Source organism: Streptomyces sp. NPDC023541 (assembly GCF_055559995.1).
This window is the reverse complement of sequence record NZ_JBVHJO010000007.1, coordinates 273,292-298,153: the sequence shown is the minus strand read 5'-3', so window position 1 is coordinate 298,153 and position 24,862 is coordinate 273,292. Positions and strand designations below refer to the sequence as shown.

Here is a 24,862-nt window from a genome sequence, read left to right as displayed (position 1 = left end):
GCGCCGGGGGGCGGGCTCGGCGAGACTTTGACGGCAGGGACTACAGCTACAGGGACGACAGGGTGGACCCGGTACGCGGAGATGCGTGCCGGTGCGGATCCATGTGTGGGGAGTGCGGCAGTGACCACCGCTGAGCAGCAGGGCCAGCGCCAGGCAGCCATCCCGTCGGCCGACGGCGGCGGCCCGGGCCTTGGCGCCGGCGCCCTGCCGCCGCGGCCGGGGGCACAGGGCCCGCACGAGCCGCAAGGGCAGCAGGAGCCGCAGGGACAGCCGGAGCCGCAAGGGCAGCAGGAGCTGCAGGAGCGGCCCCGGCGGCGCACCCGCGCCCTCGACCCGCTCCGCCGGCACCCGGTGGCCGTCGCCACCTTGGTTGCCGCCGTCCTGCACGTCGTCTGGTTCTTCACCTTCGCCAACAGCGGCGGCGACCTCGCCGCGCAGGACGCCTGGGCCGAGTTCGTGGGCCGGCATCCCGACTCGGCGTACAACCTCGCCTGGTACGGCGGCATGCACCCCGTCTCGTACAGCGTGGTCTCGCCGTACCTCATGCACATGCTCGGCGTGCGGACCACGATGATGATCGCGGGCACCGTCTCGGCCGGGCTGTTCGCCCTGATCCTGACCCGCTGCCGCGGGGCCGTGCGGGAGCCGGTGTGGCCCGCCCTGGCCGGGGCGTACGGGCTGTTCTGCAACGCGCTCTCGGGCCGGGTCACCTTCGGGCTCGGCGCGATGTTCGCCCTCGGCGCGGTCGCGGCGGTCTTCTGCTGGCCCCGCAAATGGGCGCACCGCCGCTGGGCCAAGGCAGCGGTGGCGGCCCCGCTCGCCGGGCTCGCGACCGCCGCCAGCCCCGTCGCGGGCCTCTTCCTCGGGGTGATCGCGGCCGCGCTGTTCCTCAGCCGGCGGCGCCCCGGTGCGTACGCGCTGGGGCTGGCCCCGGTGGCGGTGGTCGGCCTGTCGGCCTGGCTCTTCCCGTTCTCCGGAACGCAGCCGATGAAGATCGGTTCGGCTGGACTGCCGTTCGTGTTCGGGCTGCTGATCTTCTTCCTCGTGCCGCGGCGCTGGAAGACGGTGCGGATCGCCGCCGCGGTCTACGCCCTCGGGGTCTTCCTGACCTGGGTGATCGACTCCCAGATCGGCTCGAACGTCACCAGGATGGTGATGCTGTTCGGCGGCGCCGTGCTGCTCGCGGCGCTCCCGTACGAGGTCCCGCGCTCGCGGCGCTGGTACGGGGTGCTGCTCGCGTGCGTCGGCCTGAACGCCTGGATCACCACCAACAGCATCACGGACATCGTCCGCACCACGCCGGTGGCCGCCTGGAACCGGGAGCTGGCCCCGCTCGTGGACCAGCTGCAGAAGGCGGGCGCCGACCGCGGCCGGGTCGAGGTGGTCCCCGTCAGCAGCCACCGCGAGTCCTCGGCCTTTCCCTCGTACGTGAACCTCGCGCGCGGCTGGAACCGGCAGGCCGACCTGGAGCGCAACCCGCTCTTCTACGACGACACGCTCACCGCCGACAGCTACCGGGCCTGGCTGGAGCGCTGGGCCGTGCACTACGTGGTGCTGCCGGCCGACAAACCCGATTCGGGCGGCGAGGACGAGGCGAAGCTGGTGCGGGCGGGGCTCCCGTACCTCCAGCAGGTGTGGGGCGACGCGAACTGGCAGCTGTTCAAGGTCGACGATCCGACGAACCTGGTGGCGGGGCCCGCGACCGTGGTGCGGGCGGGCGCCGACCAGCTGGTCATCGATGCGAAGCGGGCCGGCCGGGTGCTGGTGCGGATCCCGCACTCGCCGTGGCTGGGGCTGGTGGACGGGGCGGGCAAGCCGGTGCCGCCGCCGCAGGAGACCGCGGATTCGAAGGCGCGGGGGGCCGTGCCCAAGGAGTTCGCGAACACCGCCGGGTGCCTGTTCAAGGCGCTGCCGGACGGCGAGGGCGACGTGTGGACGGAGCTGCTGGTTCCGGCGCCGGGGGAGTACCGGGTGGCGGCGAAGTACCAGCTGCCGCGGGGCACGCCCTGCCCGGAGGAGGTCATCCAGGCGACGGTGGGGCTGCCGGAGCGTCCGGCTCCGGCGACCGGCTCGACTCCCTGACTTCTTTACGCTCCGGTCCGGGTGCGTTGCTCCGTATATATGCATACGATCCCAGTAGTCCGATTGGGTGCTTCCTGAGGGAGTTGACGACGGGATGAACAAAGAGCAGAAGCGGGACGTCCGGGCGGCCATCGCCAAGGCGCAGGAGGCTTCGCAGCCCCCGCGCCCCCCGGGTCACGGCTTCGACGGTCCTGTACGGAGCAAGGTCAAGGGCGGACCGCACACGAAGGCCGCTCTCAAGCGGGCCGGAACTCCGCAGGGCGACCGCATCGGCGAACGCAGCAGTGGCCTGAGCTGATCCCCTGGGGGTGTCTCGCCGATCAGGCCGGGCTCGCGGGTCCCGGCACCGCACCTCGCCGCGTTGTCCTCGGTCGACGACGCTCCGCGTCGCCTCCCTCGTCCGCCTCGCGATGCTTCCCCTCCGTCCTGCGGGCCCGGGGGGCCCATGGCACCAGACCCCGCCCCTTGATCCGGCCTGATCGACAAGACATCCCTTCGCGAGAAGGCACATCCGTGGTGGCGCAGCCCTTCCGGCTCCGGCCGGGAGGGCTGCGTGCGTCCTGACGCCGCCGCAGGGCCCGGCCGAAGCGGCCGCCCCCGCCTCCGTCCCCCGCATCCGCTTCCGCCTCCGTTGTGGGTTCCGCTTCGGGTTCCGTTTCCGGTTCCGCGCCGGGCGGCCCGCCGGCCGGCCCTGGCTCCATCCGGCTCGATCCGGCTCGATCTCGCGGGATCCGGCCGGATCCCGCCGCTCGCCCGTCCGGGCGGGCGCATTACCGTGACCTGACCATGTACGAAATGCAGCGCAGAGCGCGGCTGCGGCCGCGCCCGCGGCTGCCCGCCTGGACCTCGACCCTGACCTGGAAGGCCGCGGTCTTCATCACCCTGATGTGCTGCGGGCTCGCCGCGCTGCTCGGCTGCCTCGTGCACGGCGCCATGACCCGCCAGACCGTGGGCACGGCTCGCGAGAAGGCGCTCCTGAAGCTGGAGCGGTCCATCGAGGCCTACGAGGACGGCGCGCGGCTGCCGCGCGGCGAGGGCATCGACCCCTCGGGCCTGCCCCCGGAGCTGCGCGCCCTCGCACGCGAGGGGAAGCGCGGCACGGCCGTCGGCAGGCACCGCGGGCGCCCCGTGATGTGGGCGGCCGCGCCCGCCGAGCACGGCAGCGCGATCGCCGTGTCGGTGGACTTCCGCGGGGCCGAGCGCACCATCGCCGACCTCGACCGGGCGATCCTCGGCTCCTCGGGCCTCGCCATCGGCGTCACCCTCCTCATCGGCGCGGTCGGCGTCACACGAATCACCCGGCGCCTGCACGTCACCGCGCAGGTGGCCCGCCGGATCAGCGCCGGCGACCTGGACGCCCGGGTCGGCGACAGACCCCGCCACAAGGACGAGGTCGCGGCTGTCTCCCGGGCCCTGGACACCATGGCCTCGTCCCTCCAGGGCAAGCTGGAGGCGGAACAGCGCTTCACGGCGGACGTCGCCCACGAGCTCCGCACCCCGCTCACCGGCCTGAACGCGGCCGCCGAGCTCCTGCCGCCGGGCCGGCCGGCCGAGCTCGTACGGGACCGGGTGCAGGCGATGCGCGCGCTCACCGAGGACCTGCTGGAGATCTCCCGGCTGGAGACGCGCAGCGAACGCGTGGAACTGGACTCCTACGACCTGGCCGACCTGGCGGCCCGTACGATCCGCGCGTCCGGCACCGACACCGCCCTGACGGTGCTCGCCTCCCCGCGGGTGGAGACGGACCGGCGCCGCCTGGAGCGGATCCTGGGCAACCTCGTCGCCAACGCCCACAGCCACGGCGCCGCCCCGGTCACGGTTACGGTGGACGGTCCGGTCGTGACGGTGACCGACGCGGGGCCGGGCTATCCGGAGTACCTGATCACGACCGGACCGCAGCGGTTCCGCACGGAGGGCACGAACAAGGGCCACGGGCTGGGCCTGACCATCGCCGTCGGGCAGGCCCGGGTCCTCGGCGCCACCCTCGCCTTCCGCAACCGGGAGGAGGGCGGCGCCGAGGCCCGCGTCGTGCTCCCGGGCCCCGCGTCGCCGCCGGCGACCGAGCCCCTTCCCGCCCGGGACGGCCACCGGGACGGACCGCCGGCCCCCGGCTCCTGCACGCGCCGCGTCCGCTGAAGCCCGTACAACGCGAAGAGGACCCCGGGCCGTTCGACGGCGGGGTCCTCGACTGTGCCCTCGGCAGGATTCGAACCTGCGACACCGGCTTTAGGAGAGCCGTGCTCTATCCCCTGAGCTACGAAGGCGGGGGCTTGTCGCGAACCTTGTCGGAAACCCCGCTGGGGCCATCCGACTCGGACGGACAAACGTCCTGGTCAGCTTGCGTGCGTACGCGGATCGGGCAGCGCCCTCGCGGACACTTTCCCGGGCACACGCCCGGTAGCCGTCTGACCGCTGACAGCCTAGCGGATCAGGCTGGGAGTGGTCGCATGGATTGCCGCAGCAGCGGGTCTGAGGCGAGGGCATGGTCGTGACCTTGGGGTTTTGAAGCCGGGGGGACGCGGAGAGAGGGTGGGTCACCTGGCAGCGTCGCCGTCGAGGTCCAGGCGGATCAGGGCCAGCGCGTCGGCGATCTCGACGGTCAATCTCGTCGTCAGGGCCGAACATCATGCACATGTCCTGATGGAGCGGTTCGAGGACCTGCCGGGCTTCGGCGCCTTGGCCTTGGGTGAGCAACAGCATCCCGATGTTGTGCCGCAGCTCCACCGCTTCCTCGCTGACGTCACCGTCGACGGCCCGCACGGCGTTCAGCACGCCCTGGAGCACGGCGAGCGCGTCGGTGACCTGGCCCAGTTCGGTGCGGCACCGGGCCGCCTGGGCGCGGCAGGCGCGGGACTGCTCGCCCCGGTGGGTCCGATGACGCGGGCGCAGGCGTCGGCGAGGGCCTCGAACTCGGGCAGGGCGGCCCGGTAGTCGCCGCCGAGGAGGCGGATTGCCGCTCGCTGGCGGCGCAGCGCCAGAACGGCCCTGCTCTCGTGACCGCTGACAGCCAGCGGATCGTCCTGCGCGGATGCGCCTCCATAAGGGCAAGGTCACTTGGGATCGGTGTCGGGCCGCTGTGCACCGCCCGGTCCACGGGTGACGGCGGGCCCGTCGGGGCGTCGGCTATCGTCCCTGCGGTGAAGCACATACCCCAACTCACCCGGCGCACCTCCGACCCGGGGGCCGCGCCGAAGGCCGCCGCGCCGGCTGGCCGGCTCGGCTGGCTGGACGCCCTGCGCGGCATCGCCGCCCTGGTCGTGGCACTTCACCACTTCGACGTGCTGAAGATGCTGCCCTTCGGGGACGTGGTGGGGCGGAACTTCGACATGGGCCTGTTCGGCGTCATGCTCTTCTTCATCGTCAGCGGCTACATCATCCCCGCCTCGCTGGAGCGGCGGGGCGACGTCCGCGGCTTCTGGATCGGCCGGATCTTCCGGATCTACCCGGCCCTGATCGCCGCCTTCACCCTCTCGATCATGATGCTGCCCGACGGGGACGGCTCCGTCGCGCTGCTGCGCACCAACGACGACCTCGCCTCGCTCGTGGCCAACGGGCTGATGCTCCAGGACCTGCTCGGCGTCTACAACGGCATGAACGTCACCTGGACGCTCTGCTACGAGATGGTGTTCTACTTCCTCGTCACCGCCCTCTTCACCCGGGGCCTGCACCGGCACAGCGGGCCGATCGCGGTGGGCCTGACCGGCGTGGCGCTGGCCGTCGGTACCGCCGTCGGCACGCAACTCCTCACCTCGGACACCGGCTCGGTCCGCCTGCTCCTGCTGATCGTGACGCCGATCGTGCTCACCGGCCTGGCCTGCGTGCTCAGCGGCAACCGCATGCTGACCGGCGCGGGCGCGCTGCTGCTCGGCGGGGTCGGACTGGTCCTGGTGACGCTGAACAGCCGGGCTCCCGCCTTCGAGACCTGGATGATCTTCGCGACGATGTTCGCGGGCACCGTCGTGTACCGGGCGCAGCATGGACAGCTCGGCCGCGTGCCGGCTCTGCTCACCTGCGGATTCGTCGTCCTGGCGGGTGTGCTGGTGGGCTGGCTCTACAACCGCGGCGACGTCCTGAACCACAGCTGGACCGCGAGCTGGCAGGCCTGGTCCGTCGCCTACCTCGCCGCATGGGTGTTCTTCGGTGTCGGTTTCCTCCTGCGCAAGCGTCGCTTCCCGAAAGTGCTGACCTGGCTCGGCGCTATCAGTTTCTCCGTGTACCTGCTGCACATCCCGCTGCTGCGCACCGTCGAACCGCTGCTGGGTATCCCGCCCCAGCCGTCCTCGACGCTCGGCCGGATCGCCTGGGCGGCGATCTTCCTCGGCGTCGTAGTGGGCGTCAGCCACCTGATGTACCGGCTGGTCGAGATGCCGATGCAGCGCCTGGGCCGGCGGGTGCACGCGGCGGTGGACCGCCGCCGGCCGGTGACCCCGACCGCGCTCCCGGCCCCGTCCGGAGCCTCCGTCGAGGCCGAGGCCACCCTCTCCGGGACCAGGCGCACCGGAGTCGCCCGGACGTAGGCGATTGCGCCCCGGCTCCCTTGTGGGGGCCGGGGCGGAGTCGTCAGGTCCGGCGGGTGCCGGCGGGGGTCGTCAGTCGAAGGGGCCGCGGCGGGCCAGTGGGGGGATCGTGATCGGCGTGGCGATCTCGTCCTGCGCTGCGCCGCTGTCCTGGCGCAGCGCCGACATGACCATCAGCTGCGGGTCCTGCAGCAGCAGCCGCGCGTGGAGCGCGCGCAGGGCCGGGCCGGGCTCCACGCCGAGTTCCTCGACGACCCGGGCGCGCTGCACGGCGTACGTCGTCAGGGCCTCGTTGCCGCGGTCCGAGCGGTAGAGCGCCAGCATCAGCAGCCACAGGAAGCGCTCGCGCAGCGGGTACTTGTGCACCGCGTAGTGCAGGTACGGGACGGCGTTTCGGTGCCGGCCCAGTTCCAGTTCCAGCTCCGCCCGCACTTCCATGTCCGCCAGGAAGCGCTCCTGGCGGTAGAGCCGCTCGCGGTCCAGCATGGGTCCTTCGAGCCCCTCCACGAGCGGGCCCGTGGACATCGTGCGGGCCTCTTCCAGCAGCTTGACCGCCTGCATGATCTCGCCCTTGCGGGCTGCCGCTATGCCGGCCGCGGCCAGCTGCTCGTACGTGTAGAGGTCCACTTCGGAGGCGCCGACGTCCATCCTGTAGCCGCCGCCGGACCACTCCAGGGTGACGCCGGGGTCGTCGCCGTCTAATCCGGTCAGCAGGCCGCGCAGGCCCGAGACGGACTTCTGGATCAGGTTCTTCGCGTACGCCGGAGAGTCCTCCCCCCAGAGTGACTCGATCAGCTGGTCGACGCCCGTCTCCAGGCCCGGTCGCAGCAACAGCACGGCCAGCAGGGCCCGTTGCTTGGGCGGTCCCAACTCCAGTGTCTTTGCTCCCCGGTTGACCTGGAGCGGTCCCAGCAGTCGGAAACGCAAGTGTGAAGTACCTCTGTCGTTCCCGTAGAAGCCGCGCTCACGCAGCAGCACACCACTCATTCTTCCCCCCGAGTAAGGCCACGGTAAGGCTAGGTATTACCGACTGGTTCGCGCCATTTGGAGATCAAATGAGAGGGGGATCACATCCCCCGACCCCTTGACGTTGTCCGCTGGTTGAGATCCGTGCGGCGGCCACACACATGTGGCCCGGATGCCGCCGCGGTCGGTCAGCGATCGTTCCAGCGGCTCGTCAAACCACGTACTCCAAGGTGAGAGCGTCCCCGCTCTCGCTCTTTGGAGAAAACGATGACAGGTCCAGCGCAGCAGGACGAGCTACGTTCCGCTCTCAGATTCGACAGCACCGTCCCGCGGGCCATGGTCCACCGCGCCGCGATCGCCGAGGTCTTCCTGACCGATTCCCGACGGGTACCGGACCGGGCCGACACCTATGAGGTCGCCGCGCAGCTGCCGCGCGCCCACATCATGGGCGAGCAGTCGGGCACCCACGACTTCCTCCTCCTCATCGAGATGCTGCGGCAGGCCGGGGTGTTCCTCGCGCACGCCTACGAGGACGTCTCGCTGGACGAGTCCTTCATCTTCCGCCACCTGCAGACCGAGGTGCGCGACCGCGCCGCCCTGCGCACCGGCGACCGGCCGGCCCGCGCCGTCGCCACGCTCACCGTCCTGCCGCAGCGCAAGCGCAACGGCCGGGTGCAGGCCATCGACTTCTCCGGCACGCTCGCCATCGACGGCCAGGACGCGCTGCTGTGCAGCGGCGGCCTGGCCTTCTTCACCCGCGGCGTCTACCACGCGCTGCGCGACCGCCGCCGCAGCACGCTCGCGGACACCCTCGGCGCCCTCCCCACCCACGTGGCCGCCGCTCCCGCCTCGGTCGGCCGACGCGACCCGTACAACGTGGTGATCACCCAGCCCCTCCCCGCCGGGGAGAGCGCGTTCGCCGCCACCGTGCTCTCCGACACCACCCACCCCCACCTCTTCGACCACCAGCTCGACCACGTGCCCGGCAACCTCCTGCTGGAGGCGGCCCGCCAGCTGGCCGCCGCCTCCGTGTCCTCGCTGCACGCCATCTCGGCGACCGGCCTGCAGGTGACGGCGATGGACGCGCAGTTCCACGAGTTCGCCGAACTGGACCTCCAGACCCGGGCCGTGGCACGCGTGGAGCAGTTCCGGCTCAAGGACTCCCTGCGCACCCTGGTCGTGCCGGTCGTCGTGGACGTCCTCCAGCAGGGCCGGGCCGTCGCCTCCTTCCGCCTCGAGGTGGCCCAGTGACGTTCCGCCCCATCACCACCGTGGTCGTCGACTACGGCGGTGTCCTGACCAACCCGCTGGACGAGACCTTCGCGGCCTTCGCCCGGGCCGTGGACGTCCCCCTGCCCGAGCTCCGGCAGGCATTCGCCCGCGCCGCGCAGCGCCACGGCGGCAGCCCGATGGCCGACCTGGAGACCGCCGGCTGCACCGAGAAGGAGATGGTCGAGCGGGTGCTCGCCGAACTGCCCGGCGGCCGTGGTTACGCGGACCTGCTCGGCGACGAGCCGTTCGGCGAGGTGTGGTTCCGCGCCCGGACCGTCAACGAGCGGCTGGTCCGCTTCCTGCGCGAACTGCGGCAGAGCGGCTACCGGACGGCGCTGCTGACCAACAACGTCAAGGAGTGGGGGCCGCGCTGGCGCGCCCAGCTCCCCGTGGACGAGCTGTTCGACGCCGTCGTCGACTCCTCGGAGGAAGGGGTGCGCAAGCCCGATCCGCTGATCTACCGGCGGCTGCTGGAGCGGCTGCCCGCGACGGCGCACGAATGCCTCTTCCTCGACGACCTGGAGGAGAACTGCCAGGCCGCCTCGGACCTCGGCATGCTCGCCGTCCACTTCACCACCACCGACGAGGCGGTCGACCAGATCGTGGCCCTGCTCCGGTCCCGGGGCGGCGCCTATGGCAGGAGCCTCGTATGACGCACACGGACACCGTGCTGATCGTGGGTGCCGGCCCCACCGGCCTCACCGCGGCCTGCACCCTGCTCCAGCACGGGGTGGACTGCCGGGTGATCGACCGCAGGAACGGGCCGGCCAGCGAACCCAAGGCACTGATCCTGTGGAGCGGCGCCCTGGAGGTGCTGCGCCGCATCGACGTGGCGGACTCCCTGGAGAAGCGCTCGCTGCCGCTGTCCGGCGCCTCCTACTGGTCCGGCGGCAGGCGCACGGGCGGCGTCCGCTTCGGCGCGCTCGCCGACACCGCCTTCCCGCGCCCCCTGTGCGTACCGCAGTCGGTGACCGAGGGCGTGCTCTACGACCGGCTGCTCAAGCTCGGCGGGAACGTCGAGTGGAACACCGAACTCGCCGCCGCCCGCGTCACGGGCTCCACCCCCTCCAACGTCTCCGTCACCCTTACCGTTCCGGGTACGGGCTCCCCGGCACCCTTCTCGCCGCGCTGGCTGGTCGGCGCCGACGGCACCCACAGCACGGTGCGCGCGGCCGCCGGGATCGCCTTCGAGGGCAGCACCTACGCACGTGACTTCCTGCTGGGCGACGGCGTGTTCACCGGCGGACTGCCCGAGGACGAGGCGCAGTACCACCTCACCCCCGAAGGGGTGCTGGTCGTCGTGCCCCTGCCCGGCGGCGGGCACCGCGTCTTCTTCGACCGCGACGCCACGGGCGAGGTGCGGCCGCTGTCCGACGAGGAGCTCCAGGAACTGCTCACGGCCCGCGGCCCGAAGGGCTGGAAGCTCGAATCCACCTGGTGGCGCAGCACCTTCCGGGTGCACACCAAGGTCGCCGCGAAGTTCCGCGAGGGCTCGGTCCTCCTCGCCGGGGATGCGGCGCACTGCCACAGCCCGGCCGGCGGCCAAGGCCTCAACACCGGTGTGCAGGACGGCTTCAACCTCGGCTGGAAGCTGGCCGCGGTGATCAACGGCGCGGACCCGGCGCTGCTCGACAGCTACGAGGCCGAGCGGCGGCCGGCCGCCCTGCGCGCGCTGCGCAACTCCGACCGCCAGACCCGGCTGTGGATGCTGCGCCAGGGGCCCAAGCGGGTCCTGCGCGACACCCTGCTGAAGGTGGCCACCGCCACCGGCGCGCTGGACCGCAGGATCGTTCCGGAGCTGGCCCAGCTCGATCCCGGTCTGGAATCGAGCCCGGCGGTTCCCGGTGAACTCCCCGAGCCCGGTACCCGCGGCGGCCGCGGCGGCAGGGGTGCGGGCCTGCTGAGCCCCGGGGTCCGGCTGCCCGACACCCCGTGGCAGCCGCTGCACGGCACCGAGGCGGCCTCGCTGCACGAGTTCCTCGCGACCGGCCGGCACACCCTGCTCGTCCTCCAGGGCGCGGGCGGCCCCGCCACGGCCGGGGGCCCCGCCACGGCCGGCGTCGACGTGGGCGAGCGCACCGCCGCCGAGGCCGCCGAGCTCGCGGCCCGCTCGCCGGTGCGCTCCCGGACCGACGTCCTGCTGCTCACCGACCACCGGCCCCGGGGCGGCAGCGACCCGTCGGCGCCGTACGCCCGGGCCGTGGACATCGGCCGGAAGCTGACCGCGCTGGCCGAGGCCGGCCCGCTAGTCGTCTACGTGCGCCCCGACGGGGCGGTCGGCGCCTGGTCCTCCCACCGGAACCTGACGCGGCTCGCTGCCGGGGTGTCCGTGCTCGGCGCCGCCGTGGAAAGCGTGGCGTGATGCTGAGGCTCCTCGGCGCGCACGTCGTGCGCCGTCCCTGGCTGTTCCTCGTCGCGGCCCTGGTCCTGGTCCTCGACGCGATCCTGCTCGGGGCGGACCTGCCCGACCGGCTCGGCAACGGCGGCACCACGGACCCCGGTTCCGAATCGGCGCGCGTGCAGCGCGTACTGGAGGCGCACTACCCCGAGCAGCAGCCCAACCTGGTCCTGCTGGTGTCCGTACCGGAGGGCGGGCAGGTCGACGACCGCGCGCTCGCCGCGCAGGGCGCCCGGCTCGCGGAACGCCTCGCCTTCGAGAAGCCGGTCGTCGGCGTGGTCTCGTACTGGCAGACCGGACTCGCCGAGCTGCGCTCCCACGACGGACGGCAGGCCGTGATCGCCGCCCGGGTCGTGGGCGACGAGGACCGGGCCCGGTCGGCGCTGGAGGAGCTCGCTCCCCGCTTCCGGGGCGGCCAGGGCGAGCTGACGGTCCGGATCACCGGACCGCTCGCCGTGCGGGAGGAGATCCAGTCCACGGTCGCCGAGGACCTGGCCCGCTCCGAGCTGATCGCACTGCCGCTCACCCTGATCGTCCTGGTCCAGGTCTTCGGCGGAGTGCTGGCCGCGGCCCTGCCGGTCCTGGTGGGCCTGGTCACCGTCCTCGCGACGGGAGCCGTCCTGCGGATCGTCACCGGGTTCACCGAGGTGTCGGTCTTCGCGCAGAACCTCACCACCGCGCTGGGGCTCGGCCTCGCCATCGACTACGCGCTGCTGATCGTGCGCCGCTTCCGCGAGGAACTGGACGCCGGGGCGGCACCCGGGGACGCGGTGGCCCGTACGGTGCGCACCGCCGGGCGGACCGTCCTCTTCTCGGCGCTGACCGTTGCCGTCGCCCTGTCGGCCATGCTGGTCTTCCCGCTGTACTTCCTGCGCTCCCTCGCCTACGCGGGCATCACCGTGGTGCTGGTCTCGGCGCTCGCCTCGCTGACGGTACTGCCCGCCGTGCTCGCCCTGCTGGGGCGCCGGGTGGACGCGCTGACCGTACGACGGCGGCGGCGCGGGACGGCCGCGGAGCCGGGACCCGGCGGACGGGTCACGCGGCTGGTGATGCGCCGCGCCCCGCTGGTCACGGTCGCGGTGACCGGGGTGCTGCTGGTGCTGGGGCTGCCGTTCCTGAACGCGCGGTTCGGCACCGCCGACCACCGCCAGCTGCCCGCGTCCAGCCAGTCGCGGGCCGCCCAGGAGTCCCTGCGCGCCGACTTCGACGACCTGCCCGAAGGCTCGGTCCCGGTGCTGCTGCGCGACGGCGGGGCCGCCACGGCCCAGGAGTCGGAGCGGACCGGCCGCATTGCCGGGAAGCTGTCCGCGCTCGCGGGGGTGACCCGCGTGGAGTCCTCGGCCGGCACCTACCGGGACGGGCGGCGCACGGAGGTCGCCTCGCCCGCCGACTCCGGACGCCGGACGGCCGGGTACGACCTGCTGACGGTGGTGGCCGAGGACGACACGGCCGCGACCTCGGCCGCCCACCAGGACCTCGTACGGGTCCTGCGCGCGGCGGCGGGGCCCGACGGCGCGTCCGTCGGCGGTCCAGCGGCGGAGGTGGTCGACAGCAAGGCGGCCATCGGACGGGGCCTGGTCCCCGCCCTCGCGCTGATCCTGCTCGGCACGCTGGTGCTGGTCTTCCTCCTCACCGGGAGCGTGGTGCTGCCGGTGCTGACGGTCGTCCTCAACGGGCTCAGCCTGACCGCCATGTTCGGCGCCGTCGTCGGGGTGTTCCAGGAGGGCGCGCTGTCCGGGCCCCTGGGCTTCACCGCGACCGGGGACGTCGAGGCGACCCTTCCGGTCCTGATGTTCTGCGTGGCCTTCGGCCTGTCCATGGACTACGGCGTCTTCCTCGTCGCCCGGATCAAGGAGCACTACGACCGCGGCGGCGACCACCGGGCGTCGGTACTGGCCGGGATGCGCAGCACCGGCGGGCTGATCACCGCCGCCGCCGTGGTCCTCAGCGTCGTGTTCGTTTCCATCGGCCTGTCCCGGATCACCAACACCAAGATGCTCGGCCTGGGCGTCGCCCTGGCCGTCCTGGTCGACGCACTCGTCGTCCGCACGCTGCTGGTTCCGGCGGTGCTGGCGCTGCTGGGCCCCCGTACCTGGTGGGCCCCCGCCCCGCTGCGCCGCCTGCACCGCCGTCTCGGACTGCGCGAGGGCGCCGGTCCCGAGCTGCAGCCCCCCGCACCGCACACCCCCGCCGGCCCCGAAAGGACCCCGCATGACCGAGAACCCGCCGCCCTCTGAGCCGGCGCCGCCGCGCCGCGCGGAGCCGGGCGCCGTCATGGTCACCGGCGCGACCGGGCTGCTCGGGCACGCCGTCGTCGCCCGGCTGCTCGCCGCCGGGTCCGAGGTGACGGCCGTGGTCCGGGACGTCGGGCGCGCCCGCAGGCTGCTGCCCACCTGCCCGCGGCTGAGGCTGGTCCCGGGGGACGTCAACGACGTCGACAGCTACGCCGGCGCCCTGCGCGGGATGGACGCGGTGATCCACACGGCCGCGTACTTCCGCGAGTACTACCAGCCCGGCCACGACCTGGAACTGCTGTACCGCACCAACGTGGACGCGGTGGAGGAGCTGCTCAAGGCCGCGGTGGACGCCGAGGTGCCCACCGTGGTGCAGACGAGCTCCATCGCCGTGCTCGGCGGCGGGGCCCGGGACGCGCCCGCGGACGAGGACACGCCCAACGGGGATCCCTCCCGAGGCAACCACTACCGGGCCGGCAAGATCCGCGCGGAGCGGCTGACCAGCCGCTTCGCCGAGCGGTACGGGCTGCGGGTGCCGCTGGTGCTGCCCGCCTGGATGTGGGGGCCCGGCGACGCCGGACCGACCTCCGCGGCCCGGCTGTTCCTGGCCGTGGCGCGCGGCGAGATCAAGGCGCTGCCGGCGGCGGGCAACCACGTGGTGGACGCCCGTGACGTGGCCGCCGTCTGTGTCGCCGCGGCCGCGCCGGAGGCCGGTGGCGGGCGGTGGATCGCGGGCGGCAGCTGGTACCCGCTGCACGAGATCTGCGCGGCGGTCGTGCGCGCGACCGGTTCCGGGACGGTGCCGCGCAGGCTGCCCGCCCCGGCGGCCATGACGATCGCGTCGGTCCTGGAGTGGCAGGCGAAGGTCCGCAAGGTGGCGCCCGTCGCCACCCGGACCGGCATGCGCACGCTCCTCGAAGGACACCACAGGAGGGTTTCCTCCGCCCGGGCGGTGCGCGAACTCCGCGTCAGCTTCCGCCCGTTGGAACAGACCGTCGCGGACCAGGCCGCCTGGCACCGGGCGCAGGGACAGCTTCCGGCCGCCGCGGCGCCGGCACGAAAGGTGCGCAGCTCATGAGCATCATCAAGCGGATCGCCGTACTGGGTGCGGCCGTCGCACTGCTGGCGAGTCCGGTGGCCGCCGCCATGACCGCCGCGGCCGGCGCCCCGGCCGGCGATCCGGGCGCCGGAGCGGCCGCGGGCACGGCGGCGGTGTCCGTGCCGCCGTCCCCGGCCGAGGCCGAGGAGGCCGCGAAGGCGACTGCCGCGCGCCTCGCGGCACGGCACATCGTGGACGTACCGGTGAGCTTCACCGTGCGCAACACCAACGGGAGCAAGGCGGGTTGCCGTACCAGCGGCGCGACCCAGCGGATCAGCGGCCACCTGACGGCGCCCGCGTCCGTGTGGGCGGGCGGCGAGCGGGCGGTCACCCTCTACCAGCACGGGATCGCCTCCGGGGAGTGGTACTGGCGCCTCGACGTGCCCGGCTACCACTACGCCGAGGAGCTCGCCCTGCGCGGGCACGCCTCCGTCACCGTAGACCGGCTCGGCTACGGCGCCAGCGACCGCCCCGACGGCTTCGACACCTGCATCGGAGCCGAGGCCGACATCGCCCACCAGATCGTGCAGCAGCTGCGGGCGGGGACGTACACCCTCGGCGGGAAGCCCGCCGAGGGCCCGGACACGGCCCAGGGCTTCGGCACGGTCACCCTGGCCGGGCAGTCCAACGGCGGTCAGGTCGCGCAGATCGAGGCGTACTCCTTCGGTGCCGTCGACGGCCTGATGATCATGGACTGGACCGATCGGGGCCTGACCCCCGAGGCCAACACCCGCTTCTTCAGCGCCCTCCAGGGCTGCATGGCGGGCGGCCAGCCCAGCCGCGAGCCCTCGGACCCGAGCGGCTACGTCTACTACGACCTCGGCCCGGACCAGTTCCGCCGGGGCAACTTCCACGACACCGAGCAGCGCGTCATGGACGCGGCCGCCCCGCACCAGAACCGGCACCCCTGCGGCGACATGAGCTCCCAGCTCGACTCCGTCTTCACCGACCTGGAGCACTTGGGCTCGATCAAGGTCCCGGTCCTGCTGGTCTACGGGGACGCGGACGCCCGCGTCACCGGAGGCGCCGCCCACCAGCGGCTGTTCACCGGCGCCCCGACCGAGCTCGTCACCGTCCCCGGCGCCGGCCACTACGCCACGATGGCCCGCTCCGCGGCCTCCACCTTCGACCGGATCGGCGCCTGGCTCGACGCACGCGGCCTGTGAAGCGCCGCCCGTGAAGCGCCACCTGTGAGCCATCACCGGTGATCCGCCACCGACCCCTTCCCCCCCACACCTCCCCTTCGTCCAGAGAGCAGACCATGTCCCGTACACACACGTCCGACCGTCCCGACCCCCACGCCCGCCCACCGGCCCTCCAGCGATGGGGCCGGGTGACCGCGGACCGGTCCCGGCTCGTCGTCTGGGCCGGCGTGGTCCTCGCCGTACTCGGCCTGGTCCTCGCCGCCGGCACCATGAACCGCCTGGTCCTGAGCCGCTTCGAGACCCCCGGCTCCGAATCCGTGACCACCCGGGCCTTCCTGGAGAAGGAGTTCGACGCCGGCACGCCCAGCGTGCTGCTGATGGTCACCGCCAAGCAGGGCACCGTGGACGGCGACGCGGTCGCCTCCGAAGGCCGCGCCGTGGAGCGGGAGCTGGCCGGCCGGGAGGGCGTGGCCGAGGTCTTCTCGTACTGGTCGCGCGGCAACTCGCCCGCCATGCGCGGCAACGACGGCAAGCAGGCCCTGATCATCGCCCGCATGGCGGGCACGGTGACCGAGGCCCGGACCAGGCTCGCCGACATCTCCCCGGCCTTCACCCGGGACGGCGCCCGGGTCACCGTCCAGGTCGGCGGCGGCGACGAGATCTTCCGGCAGGCGGCCGAGCAGTCCCGCAAGGACTTCCTGCGGGCGGAGATGATCGTCTTCCCGCTCGTCCTGCTCCTCCTGTTCGTGATCTACCGCCGGTTCTCGGCCGCCTTCCTCACCCTCGGCATGGGCCTCTTCTCGGTGATCACCACACTGGCCCTGATGCGCGGCGTCACCTACCTCACCGACGTCTCCACCTTCGCCGCCAACCTGGCCCTGGTGATGGGCATCGGCCTCGGCGTCGACTACAGCCTCTTCGTCATCAACCGCTTCCGCGAGGAGCTACGGGCCGGACTGAGCGTCCCCGACGCCGTCGAGCAGTCCGTCGCCCACGCCGGCCGCACCGTCGCCTTCAGCGGTCTCACCGTGGTCCTGTCGCTGGCCGCCCTGCTCCTCTTCCCGTTCCCGTTCCTGCGCTCCTTCGCGTACGCCGGTGTCGCCACCGTCCTGACCTCGGTCTTCGCCGCGCTCGTGATCCTGCCCGCGGCCCTGGCCCGGCTCGGCCGCAAGGTCCTGCGCAAGAACGAGAACACCCGACCCGAGCAGGGCTGGTGGCACCACACCGCGCTGCGCATGATGCGCCGCCCGCTGCTCTACGGGATCCCCGCACTGGTGGTGCTCCTGGGCCTGGCCTCGCCCACCCTCGGCCTGACCTTCGGCGTGCCCGGTGCACAGGTGCTGCCCCGGGACGTCTCCAGCCGGGTGGTCCAGCAGCAGGTCCTCGACAACTTCGCCGCCGAGGAGATGAGCGCGATCAAGGTGCTGCGCAGCGGCCAGGCCGGAACCGACGCCAACCGCGCCTCGATCGACGCCACCGCCGCCGAGCTGTCCCAGATCGCCGGGATCCACCAGGTCGACGCCCTCACCGGCTCGTACGCCAAGGGGCGGAAGATCGCCGAACCGGGCGAGTCCGCCCGCCGGTTCGCCGGCGAGCGCGACACCTGGTACTCGGTCGTCGCCACCCACCGCACCGTCGCCCAGGACATCGACCGGGCCCACTCCGAGATCCGCTCCGTCGCCGCCAAGGGCGCCGAACCCGGCGCGGTGAAGATCGGCGGCTACCCGGCCGAGCTGAGCGAGTTCCGTGCCGAGCTGGTCGACCGGCTGCCGCTGGTGTTCGGCCTGATCCTGGTCACCACCTTCCTGGTGCTGTTCCTGATGACCGGCAGCGTGCTGCTCCCGGCGAAGGCCATGCTCCTGAACACCCTGAGCATGGGCGTGATGTTCGGCGTCCTCGTGTGGATCTTCCAGGAGGGCAACCTCGCCGACCTGTTCGGCTTCACACCGAGCGGTTCGATCGAGCCCAGCATCCCGATCCTGATGTTCTGCGTGGCCTTCGGCCTCTCCATGGACTACGAGGTCTTCATGCTGTCGCGGATCAAGGAGGAGTACGACCTGACCGGCGACAACGCGGGCGCCGTGGCCGCCGGCCTGGAGCGCAGCGGACCGCTGATCACGTCGGCGGCGGTCATCCTCGCCGCGTCGTTCGCCACGTACGCCTCCTCCGAGATCGTCTTCCTCAAGATGCTCGGCATCGGCATGGTCGTCGTGATCCTCGTCGACGCGACGCTGATCCGCGCGGTCCTCGTACCGGTCTCCATGCGGCTCGCGGGCAAGGCCAACTGGTGGGCTCCGGCGCCGCTGCGCGCCTTCCACGACCGGTTCGGCATCTCCGAGTCGTCACCGGCCGCGCCCCCGGCGGCCGCCGCCTCCGACACGGCCGGGGCCGGCGTCCACGCCGGCCGCTCCTGATCCACCAGGTCCGAGGGAGACAGACACATGCTGGGAATCGGATTGTGGGCGCTGATGCTGGCGGGTTCCGCAGTCGTCCACTCCTACCTGTGGATCCGGCTCGTCCGTGACACGACGGGGGCCGGGACGACGGTCCGGCGGCTGGCGACCCTGGGCGTCGTGCTGTCGGCGCTGCTGGCTCCCGCGACCCGGATGCTCACCCCGCTGTTCGACCCCTCGGACGGGGGAGGCGGCCGGTTCCTGGCGTGGCCCGGCTACACCCTGATCGGCGTACTGCTCTACCTGCTGATGGCGCTCGCGGTACTGGAGCTGCCGCGGGCCCTGCTCCTGCGCAGGTGGCGGCGGAGCGCCGGGCGGCAGGCCGGTGCGGCTCCGGTACGGGTCGCCGTGGCGGCCGCCGCTCCCGTGAGCGCGGCCGTGGCGCCCACGCCCGCGCCCCCGCCGGAGCCCGCGCCGGAGCCGGCCCGGGACACCGCGCCGGACACCGCGCCGGACGCCGCGCCGGAGGACCAACGGCAGCTCGGCCGCCGGCTGTTCCTCGGCCGCGCGGTGGGCACCGTGGCCGGGGTCACCGCCCTCGGCACGGTCGGCTACGGCATGTCCTCGGCCCTCGGCGACCCGCTGGTCAAGCGCGTACCGGTCACCCTCTCCAAGGTGAACCCGCGCCTGGCCGGGCTGCGGATCGCCGTCGTCAGCGACATCCACCTCGGGCCGCTGCTCGGGCGCGCCCACACCGAGCGGATCGTCCGCATGGTCAACGGGCTCCAGGCCGACCTGGTGACGATCGTCGGCGACCTCGCCGACGGCACCGCGTCCCAGCTGGGACCCGCGGCCCGGCCGCTGAAGGCGCTCGAATCCCGGTACGGCAACTTCTTCGTCACCGGCAACCACGAGTACCTCTACGACGGGGTCGAGGACTGGCTCGACGAGATGCGCAACGTGGGGGTGCGGCCGCTGGTGAACGAGCGCGTGGAGATCCGGCACAACGGCGCCCACCTCGACCTGGCCGGCGTCGAGGACCTGGCGGGGGAGGAGTTCGGCCGGGGGCCCGACCTGGGCAGGGCCCTGGGCGGGCGGGACCTCTCGCGCCCCGTCGTGCTCCTCGCCCACCAGCCGGTCTTCGCCGACGAGGCGGCCCGGCACGGCGTGGACCTCCAGCTGTCGGGGCACACCCATGGCGGGCAGATGTTCCCGCTGACCGCGGTCACCTCGCTGGCCAACCCCGTCAACTCCGGGCTGGGCCGGGTGCAGGACACGCAGCTGTACGTGACGAACGGCGCCGGCTTCTTCGGCCCGCCGGTCCGCGTCGGCGCCCCGGCGGAGATCACCCTGCTGGAACTGCGCTCGCCGCTGCCCGCGTAACGGGCCGTGCCCCGGGAACAGCCTGTAGGGCGGTTCCCGGGGCACGGTCGTCAGGGCGCGGTCCGCCCGGTGGATCAGTTCTGCTGGTAGACGCCGAACATGTCGACCACGAGGTCCGCGGGCTCCCAGCCCCGGTTCCAGAAGTCGATGACGCCGGTCTTGCCGGTGCTCGCCTGGACCAGGTTCGGGACGGTTGCGCCCCCCGTCCAGTTCAGGTTCGAGGAGTTCGGCGGGGTCGGCGGCTTCCACGTGTCGTTGTCGTACTGCGCCCAGGTGTTCGGGTCCGGGGCGACCGAGAGGTGACCGCTGCCGCGGGTGTTGGTGACCGTCGTGTTCAGGACGTACGCCGTGTTGTTCGGCTTGCCGTCCGCCAGCGGCAGCCAGCGGTAGTCCTGGCCCTCCACCGGCCAGTCCCACTCGCGGGAGTCGTGCAGCCGCGTCGGCAGCACGGGCAGGTAGGCGGCCCCGCCGTTGGGGGTGTAGTAGCCGACGACGTCCACGACCACGTCGGCCGGGTCCCAGGCGCCGTTGCGGACGTTGATCTGGCCGTCCGGGCCGACCGGGACGATCACCGAGTTCGCGATCGTCTGGTTGGCGCTGAAGTTCACGTTCGACGTGCCGGGCGCCTGCTGTCCGCTCGGGAAGACCGTCAGGTGGCCGGCGCCGCGAGGGCCGGTGACGGTGACGTTGAGGGCGACGGCCGTGACGTTGGAGTACGGGATCGCCCCGCGGCCGGCGACCTGGACGGGGAACTGGCTCTGACCGGCGACCTGACCCCAGGTGCCGAGGCCCGCGCGGCTGTCGACGATGCGGGTCGGTTCCAGCGCGGTGTAGCCGCCGGCGGCGGCGGAGCGGCTGAAGTAGCCGGTGACGTCCGCGAGCAGGTCCACGTCGCCGTAGCTGCGGTTGACGAGCTCGACGTAGCCGTCCGCGCCCACCGGCACGATCGTCATGTTCGGCACGGTCTGGCCCGCGGTGAAGTTGACGTTGGAGGTGGTCGGCTGCTCCGTGCCCGACGGGTAGGCCGTGATGTGGCCGCCGGAACGGGGGCTGACGACGGTGAGGTTGAGCGCCACGGCGGTCGCGTCGTCCGGGATGCCGCTGTTGCCGCCGACCTTCACGCGGGCCACGCCGTACGGGGTGACCGGACGGTTGCTGCCGCCGATGCCGGAGCGGGTGTCCAGCAGCCGGGTCGGGGCGTGCGGGGTGAACTTCGAGCCGGCGGCCTGGACGTCGACGCTGTTGGTGGCCGTGACGTTGTTGTCCTGGTCGGTCAGAGTGACCGTGACCTTGTGGGTCCCGACCTCGGCGAAGGTGTGCTTCGAGGTCAGCAGCTTCCCGCCGGTGACGTGCTCGGTGTCGGTCTTGCCGTCGCCCCAGTCGATGTCGACCTTGACGGGCGAGCCGGCGGCGCTGGTGATCTGGGACGCAAGGCTGAAGCCGTGCGCCGAGGTGGCCGAGGCGCGCAGATCGACGGCGAGGCCGGCGTTGCCCTTCGCGGCCCCTGCGGCCCCCGCGGCCTGCGGAGCGGCCGCTGCCTTGCCGGATGTGCGGACCGTACGCTCCGCCGGGCTGTGGAAGACGGCGGACTTCGCCGCGGCGGCCTTGGCGGCGTCCATCGCCGCGGCTGCGCTCCCCTGGCGCTCCGCGGGGCGGTCTGCGGCCTGGGCCGCTGTGGGTACGAAGCCGATGACTGCCGCTACGACGGCAGCCGAAATCATGACGCGGTGACGCTGCACCGGTCCCCCCTTGTTTATTGAACCAGTTCAGAAGTGAAGCGCGTTCAGAGTACACATACCGGATGGTCGATGCGAACAAGTTTCCGAAACGTGTGAACGCCCTGCCGAAGGGGACGACAGGGCGTTCTCGGCGGTTGCACCGAAAGTGATCAATGTGGCTGGAGGGGATGTCCGGCCGCAGGCAGCCGGCGACGGTGCGGGCGATGGGGGTCAGGCATCGCCCGCGGCCGTGCTGCCGTCGTCGTGCGTGCCCGGGATCCGGTCCCCCCGTGCCTCCGGGCAGTCGCGCCGACGCGTCAACCGCCGAGGTGGCCTCGTCGATCCACGCGGGTGGACGTCCCCCAAAGCCCCGGGAGGCGGCTGTCTTTCGGGACCATACCCGCAAGTCCGCGCAGGTGGGCGGAGTCCTCGGGCCGCGGGGCGGACACCGCCCGGCGTTCCCGCGGTACGTACGGAGGGTGGCCGGGCGGTCGCGGTGAGAGTGCGTCAGGGCGGCTCCTGAGCCCGTCAGGCACGGGATCGGGCGCCTCCCGGAGGTGTTGTGGCCCGCCGGGCCGGGACCGTCGGATGTCCGGTTCGCGGTGGTACGGCCGCCCGCCGCAGGTCGCTTTCTAGCCGTTTGAATTTGGCTTGATCGGCTGGGGCGCGTTGGCGGGAAATGGTCGCTCAAGGGTGACGAAGAAACGGAATCGGGTCATGCCGGATGAGTGTGAGATGTGGCCGATTCGTGTGGAGCGTTCGTAATCCGGAGATTCCCTCTCGACACCTCAAGAGTTCCTCAGATGCGAGATGAGCGGCTTGACTCGATCTAGGTACCCCATGAAAGATCTAGGGGTGCGGAGGGGGGCTGCACGTTGCAGGCCGGTTGTTCGCATCCCCTTCGTGGCGCAGAGATCTACCAGGGGGAATGTCGTGAAGTTCCAAGTGCTCGGACCAGTAGAGATAGAGACAGAGGACGGGACCCAGGTTTCGCCGAGAGCGCTCAAGCTCCGCTCCCTGCTGGCCTATCTCTGTGCCCACCACGGCGAGGCAGTGTCCTCCGGCCGGCTCATCGAGGCCCTGTGGTCGGGCGCTCCCCCGCAGACCGCCTCCACCGCCCTGCACGTCTACGTGTCCAAGCTGCGCAAGCACCTCCAGAGCCTCGATCTCGACGCGGCCGCCCTCATCACCACGCAGCCGCCCGGATACAAACTCCGGCTCGTCGGGTGCGATCTCGACGTCTACGAATTCGATCGGCTGCTCGTGACAGCCCGGGAATTTCGCCGGAACGGTGAAAGGGAGAATGCTTCGAAAACCTTCGAGCAGGCCATTTCTTTGTGGCGCGGGCAGGCTCTTGAGGATCTGCGCAGCATTCCGGCGTTCGAATCCCTCGGCCGCAGGCTCGACGAACGCCGTTCTTTCGCGCACGAGCAGCGTTTCGAGCTCGAACTCGAACTCGGAAACCACAAGGCTCTCGTGGGCGAGATATACGCCCTGCTCGACGACCGGTCGACGTGGGAGAACCTTTACGCCTACCTGATGGTGGCGCTCTACCGCAGCGGGCGGACCGCCGAGGCGCTGGCCACGTACAGCCGGGTCAGGCGGAACCTGGTCGAGGACCACGGGATCGAGCCCGCCCCCCGCCTCCAGCGGCTTCAGCATGCGATCTTGACCCACGCCCCCTCCCTGGACGACTGTGGCGCGGATCAGCTGGTGGGCGTGACCGCGGCGTGAGGGCGGTCACCCCGCTGCATAGGCTGACCATTGGTCAATCCGGATCCGGGTCAGGGTCCATGGAACGAGGAGAATCACTGATGGTCGGGTCCCGCGTCCTTTCCTTCGGGCACTATCAGCCGTCAAAAGTTTTGACCAACGCCGATCTGGAGCAAATGGTCGAGACCAGTGATGAGTGGATTCAGAGCCGGGTCGGGATCAAGACCCGTCGGGTGGCCGCCGAGGACGAGTCCGTTTCGGACATGGCAGCAAAGGCCGCTGCAAACGCTCTGGCGAATGCGGGCCTGACCGGAGCCGACATAGATTTCGTCATCGTGGCCACCTGCACGGCGCAGGACCGCTCTCCCAACATGGCGGCCCGCGTCGCCGCGGCCGTCGGCGCGAAGGCCCCGGCCGCGATTGATGTGAACACGGCTTGCTCTGGATTCCCACACGCAATGGCGCTGGCGGACCAGAGCATCCGGACCGGATCCGCCACCAAGGCTCTGGTCATCGGCGTGGAGAAGCTGACGGACTTCGCCGACTGGACCGACCGCACCACCTGCGTGCTCATCGGCGACGGAGCCGGAGCGGCCGTCGTGGCCGCCTCCGATGAGTCCCTGATCAGCCCGGTCGTATGGGGGTCCGTACCCGAGATGGGCCACGCCGTGCGCATCGAGGCGCCGTCCCACACCTTCTCCCAGGAGGGGCAGTCGGTGTACCGCTGGGCCACCACCGCCCTGCCGAAGGTCGCGCTCCAGGTGTGCGAGCGGGCCGGGGTCAAGCCCGAGGACCTCGGCGGCGTCGTCCTGCACCAGGCCAACCTGCGGATCATCGAGCCGCTGGCCCGCAAGATCGGCGCGGTCAACGCCGTCATCGCCAAGGACGTCGTGGACTCCGGCAACACCTCGGCCGCCAGCATCCCGCTCGCACTCTCCAAGCTCGTCGAGCGCGGCGAGATCGAGAAGGGATCGCCCGTACTGCTCTTCGCATTCGGCGGCGGCCTGTCCTACGCCGGCCAGATCATCCACTGCCCGTGACCGGGAGAGGCGACGTGACCACGGTGAAGTCCTCCTCCACCGCCCCCTGGTGGCCGCTTCTGCGGCTGCAGGGGGCGGCGGTCGCGCCCCGGCTGCGGCTGCTGGTGTTCCCGCACTCCGGCGCCGGCCCCAACACCCTCTTCCCCCTCGTCGAACCGCTCCCCGACGACATCGAAGTGCTCGGGCTGTCGCTGCCGGGCAGGGAGCGCCGCTTCGGCGAGACCCCCGGCTGCCGCCTCGACGAGGTCCTCGACTCGGTCGCCGACGAGGTGCTCGGCCGGGACCCGCTGCCCACCGTGGTCTTCGGCCACAGCCTCGGGGCGCTCCTCGCCGTCCGCACCGCGCACCTCCTCGGTCCGCACTGCCGCGCCGCCGTCGTCAGCGGCCAGGTGCCCGGCCGGACCAGGCGCCGGGCCCACGCCACCAGCAGCGAGGAGGACGCCGTCGGGCTGCTGCGGGACGGCGGGGGCACCCCCGAGTGGGTCATGCAGGACCCGGACATGCTCGCCCACGTCACGCGCGTCCTGCGCGCGGACATCGACCTCAGCCGGGAGGCCGCCGTGGGGTTCGAGGACATACGGCTCGACGTGCCCCTGCACGTCCTCGGCGGCACGGCCGACCCGCTGGTCCCGCACGAACCGCTGGACGGCTGGGCCGACCACACCACCGGCCCCTGCCGGGTCCGCCGCTTCGACGGCGACCACTTCTTCCTCCTCGCCGACGAACACCGCGGCGCGGTCGTGGACATCCTGCGCGAGGCCCTCGCGTACTGACCGACCGGCAGCCGGCCGCCGCCGGGGGGGCGGCCCCCCCGGGGGGGGCGGCGGCCCCCCCCCGGCCGGGGGGGGCGCCGGGCGGGGGGGGGGGGCCGGGCCGGGGGGGGGGGGGGTGGCGGCCGGCGG

17 protein-coding genes, 1 tRNA gene and 1 pseudogene are annotated in these 24,862 nt (G+C 72.4%); 15 read left to right on the top strand and 4 right to left on the bottom strand.

Annotated features, from left to right (window positions below; translation table 11 throughout):
• The first annotated feature begins 120 nt into the window (after positions 1-120).
• From ACZ3X1_RS19805 to ACZ3X1_RS19795, 3 genes are all read left to right on the top strand, one after another.
• A complete protein-coding gene (locus ACZ3X1_RS19805; RefSeq protein ID WP_467280446.1) occupies positions 121-2,082 on the top strand; it encodes an MFS transporter in 1,962 nt (653 codons plus the stop codon).
• A gap of 94 nt (positions 2,083-2,176) precedes the next feature.
• Entirely contained in the window at positions 2,177-2,380 is a 204-nt protein-coding gene (locus ACZ3X1_RS19800; protein WP_356812713.1) for a hypothetical protein, read from the top strand.
• Between the two features lie 497 nt (positions 2,381-2,877).
• The gene (locus tag ACZ3X1_RS19795) at positions 2,878-4,218 is read left to right on the top strand and encodes an ATP-binding protein (RefSeq protein WP_356812712.1); all 1,341 of its coding nucleotides are present in this window, start codon (positions 2,878-2,880) and stop codon (positions 4,216-4,218) included.
• Between the two features lie 55 nt (positions 4,219-4,273).
• Here the strand turns inward: ACZ3X1_RS19795 and ACZ3X1_RS19790 are convergent.
• Positions 4,274-4,346, bottom strand: a tRNA-Arg gene (locus ACZ3X1_RS19790).
• A gap of 270 nt (positions 4,347-4,616) precedes the next feature.
• Positions 4,617-5,081, bottom strand: a pseudogene (locus ACZ3X1_RS19785) (serine/threonine protein kinase); the annotation flags it as partial.
• A gap of 138 nt (positions 5,082-5,219) precedes the next feature.
• Between ACZ3X1_RS19785 and ACZ3X1_RS19780 the strand changes: the two are divergent.
• A complete protein-coding gene (locus tag ACZ3X1_RS19780; protein ID WP_467280445.1) occupies positions 5,220-6,599 on the top strand; it encodes an acyltransferase family protein in 1,380 nt (459 codons plus the stop codon).
• Positions 6,600-6,671: 72 nt separating this feature from the next.
• Here ACZ3X1_RS19780 and ACZ3X1_RS19775 read toward each other — a convergent pair whose 3' ends face one another.
• A complete protein-coding gene (locus ACZ3X1_RS19775) occupies positions 6,672-7,526 on the bottom strand; it encodes an AfsR/SARP family transcriptional regulator (protein WP_467280444.1) in 855 nt (284 codons plus the stop codon).
• Positions 7,527-7,832: 306 nt separating this feature from the next.
• Here ACZ3X1_RS19775 and ACZ3X1_RS19770 point away from each other — a divergent pair, with 306 nt between their 5' ends.
• The 8 genes from ACZ3X1_RS19770 to ACZ3X1_RS19735 all read left to right on the top strand — a co-directional run bounded on the left by ACZ3X1_RS19770 (position 7,833) and on the right by ACZ3X1_RS19735 (position 19,489).
• Positions 7,833-8,816: a ScbA/BarX family gamma-butyrolactone biosynthesis protein gene (locus ACZ3X1_RS19770; RefSeq protein WP_467280443.1), complete on the top strand. Its 984-nt coding sequence runs from the start codon at positions 7,833-7,835 to the stop codon at positions 8,814-8,816.
• Positions 8,813-9,490, top strand: a complete 678-nt coding sequence (locus ACZ3X1_RS19765) for an HAD family hydrolase (protein ID WP_467280442.1) — start codon at positions 8,813-8,815, stop codon at positions 9,488-9,490. The genes ACZ3X1_RS19770 and ACZ3X1_RS19765 overlap by 4 nt, the downstream gene beginning before the upstream one ends.
• Positions 9,487-11,199, top strand: coding sequence for an FAD-dependent monooxygenase (locus ACZ3X1_RS19760; protein ID WP_467280441.1), 1,713 nt, complete (start codon positions 9,487-9,489; stop codon positions 11,197-11,199). Before ACZ3X1_RS19765 ends, ACZ3X1_RS19760 begins: the two co-directional genes overlap by 4 nt.
• Positions 11,199-13,472 (top strand): MMPL family transporter, encoded by a 2,274-nt coding sequence (locus ACZ3X1_RS19755; protein ID WP_467280560.1) that lies wholly within the window; start codon positions 11,199-11,201, stop codon positions 13,470-13,472. The genes ACZ3X1_RS19760 and ACZ3X1_RS19755 overlap by 1 nt, the downstream gene beginning before the upstream one ends.
• Positions 13,447-14,547: an NAD-dependent epimerase/dehydratase family protein gene (locus ACZ3X1_RS19750; protein WP_467280440.1), complete on the top strand. Its 1,101-nt coding sequence runs from the start codon at positions 13,447-13,449 to the stop codon at positions 14,545-14,547. Before ACZ3X1_RS19755 ends, ACZ3X1_RS19750 begins: the two co-directional genes overlap by 26 nt.
• The gene (locus tag ACZ3X1_RS19745; RefSeq protein WP_467280439.1) at positions 14,544-15,734 is read left to right on the top strand and encodes an alpha/beta hydrolase; all 1,191 of its coding nucleotides are present in this window, start codon (positions 14,544-14,546) and stop codon (positions 15,732-15,734) included. Before ACZ3X1_RS19750 ends, ACZ3X1_RS19745 begins: the two co-directional genes overlap by 4 nt.
• A gap of 95 nt (positions 15,735-15,829) precedes the next feature.
• Entirely contained in the window at positions 15,830-18,127 is a 2,298-nt protein-coding gene (locus ACZ3X1_RS19740; protein WP_467280438.1) for an MMPL family transporter, read from the top strand.
• A gap of 27 nt (positions 18,128-18,154) precedes the next feature.
• Positions 18,155-19,489, top strand: a complete 1,335-nt coding sequence (locus tag ACZ3X1_RS19735) for a metallophosphoesterase (RefSeq protein ID WP_467280437.1) — start codon at positions 18,155-18,157, stop codon at positions 19,487-19,489.
• A 74-nt stretch (positions 19,490-19,563) separates the two neighbouring features.
• Here ACZ3X1_RS19735 and ACZ3X1_RS19730 read toward each other — a convergent pair whose 3' ends face one another.
• Positions 19,564-21,228: a PKD domain-containing protein gene (locus tag ACZ3X1_RS19730; protein WP_467280436.1), complete on the bottom strand. Its 1,665-nt coding sequence runs from the start codon at positions 21,226-21,228 to the stop codon at positions 19,564-19,566.
• A 912-nt stretch (positions 21,229-22,140) separates the two neighbouring features.
• Here ACZ3X1_RS19730 and ACZ3X1_RS19725 point away from each other — a divergent pair.
• The 3 genes from ACZ3X1_RS19725 (at position 22,141) to ACZ3X1_RS19715 (ending at position 24,733) form a co-directional block, all read left to right on the top strand.
• Positions 22,141-22,941, top strand: a complete 801-nt coding sequence (locus ACZ3X1_RS19725) for an AfsR/SARP family transcriptional regulator (protein ID WP_467280435.1) — start codon at positions 22,141-22,143, stop codon at positions 22,939-22,941.
• An 80-nt stretch (positions 22,942-23,021) separates the two neighbouring features.
• Positions 23,022-23,960: a beta-ketoacyl-ACP synthase III gene (locus tag ACZ3X1_RS19720; RefSeq protein ID WP_467280434.1), complete on the top strand. Its 939-nt coding sequence runs from the start codon at positions 23,022-23,024 to the stop codon at positions 23,958-23,960.
• A 14-nt stretch (positions 23,961-23,974) separates the two neighbouring features.
• Positions 23,975-24,733 carry a thioesterase II family protein gene (locus tag ACZ3X1_RS19715; protein ID WP_467280433.1) on the top strand — a complete coding sequence of 253 codons (759 nt, stop codon included), beginning with the start codon at positions 23,975-23,977 and terminating at the stop codon, positions 24,731-24,733.
• The last annotated feature ends 129 nt before the right edge of the window (positions 24,734-24,862 follow it).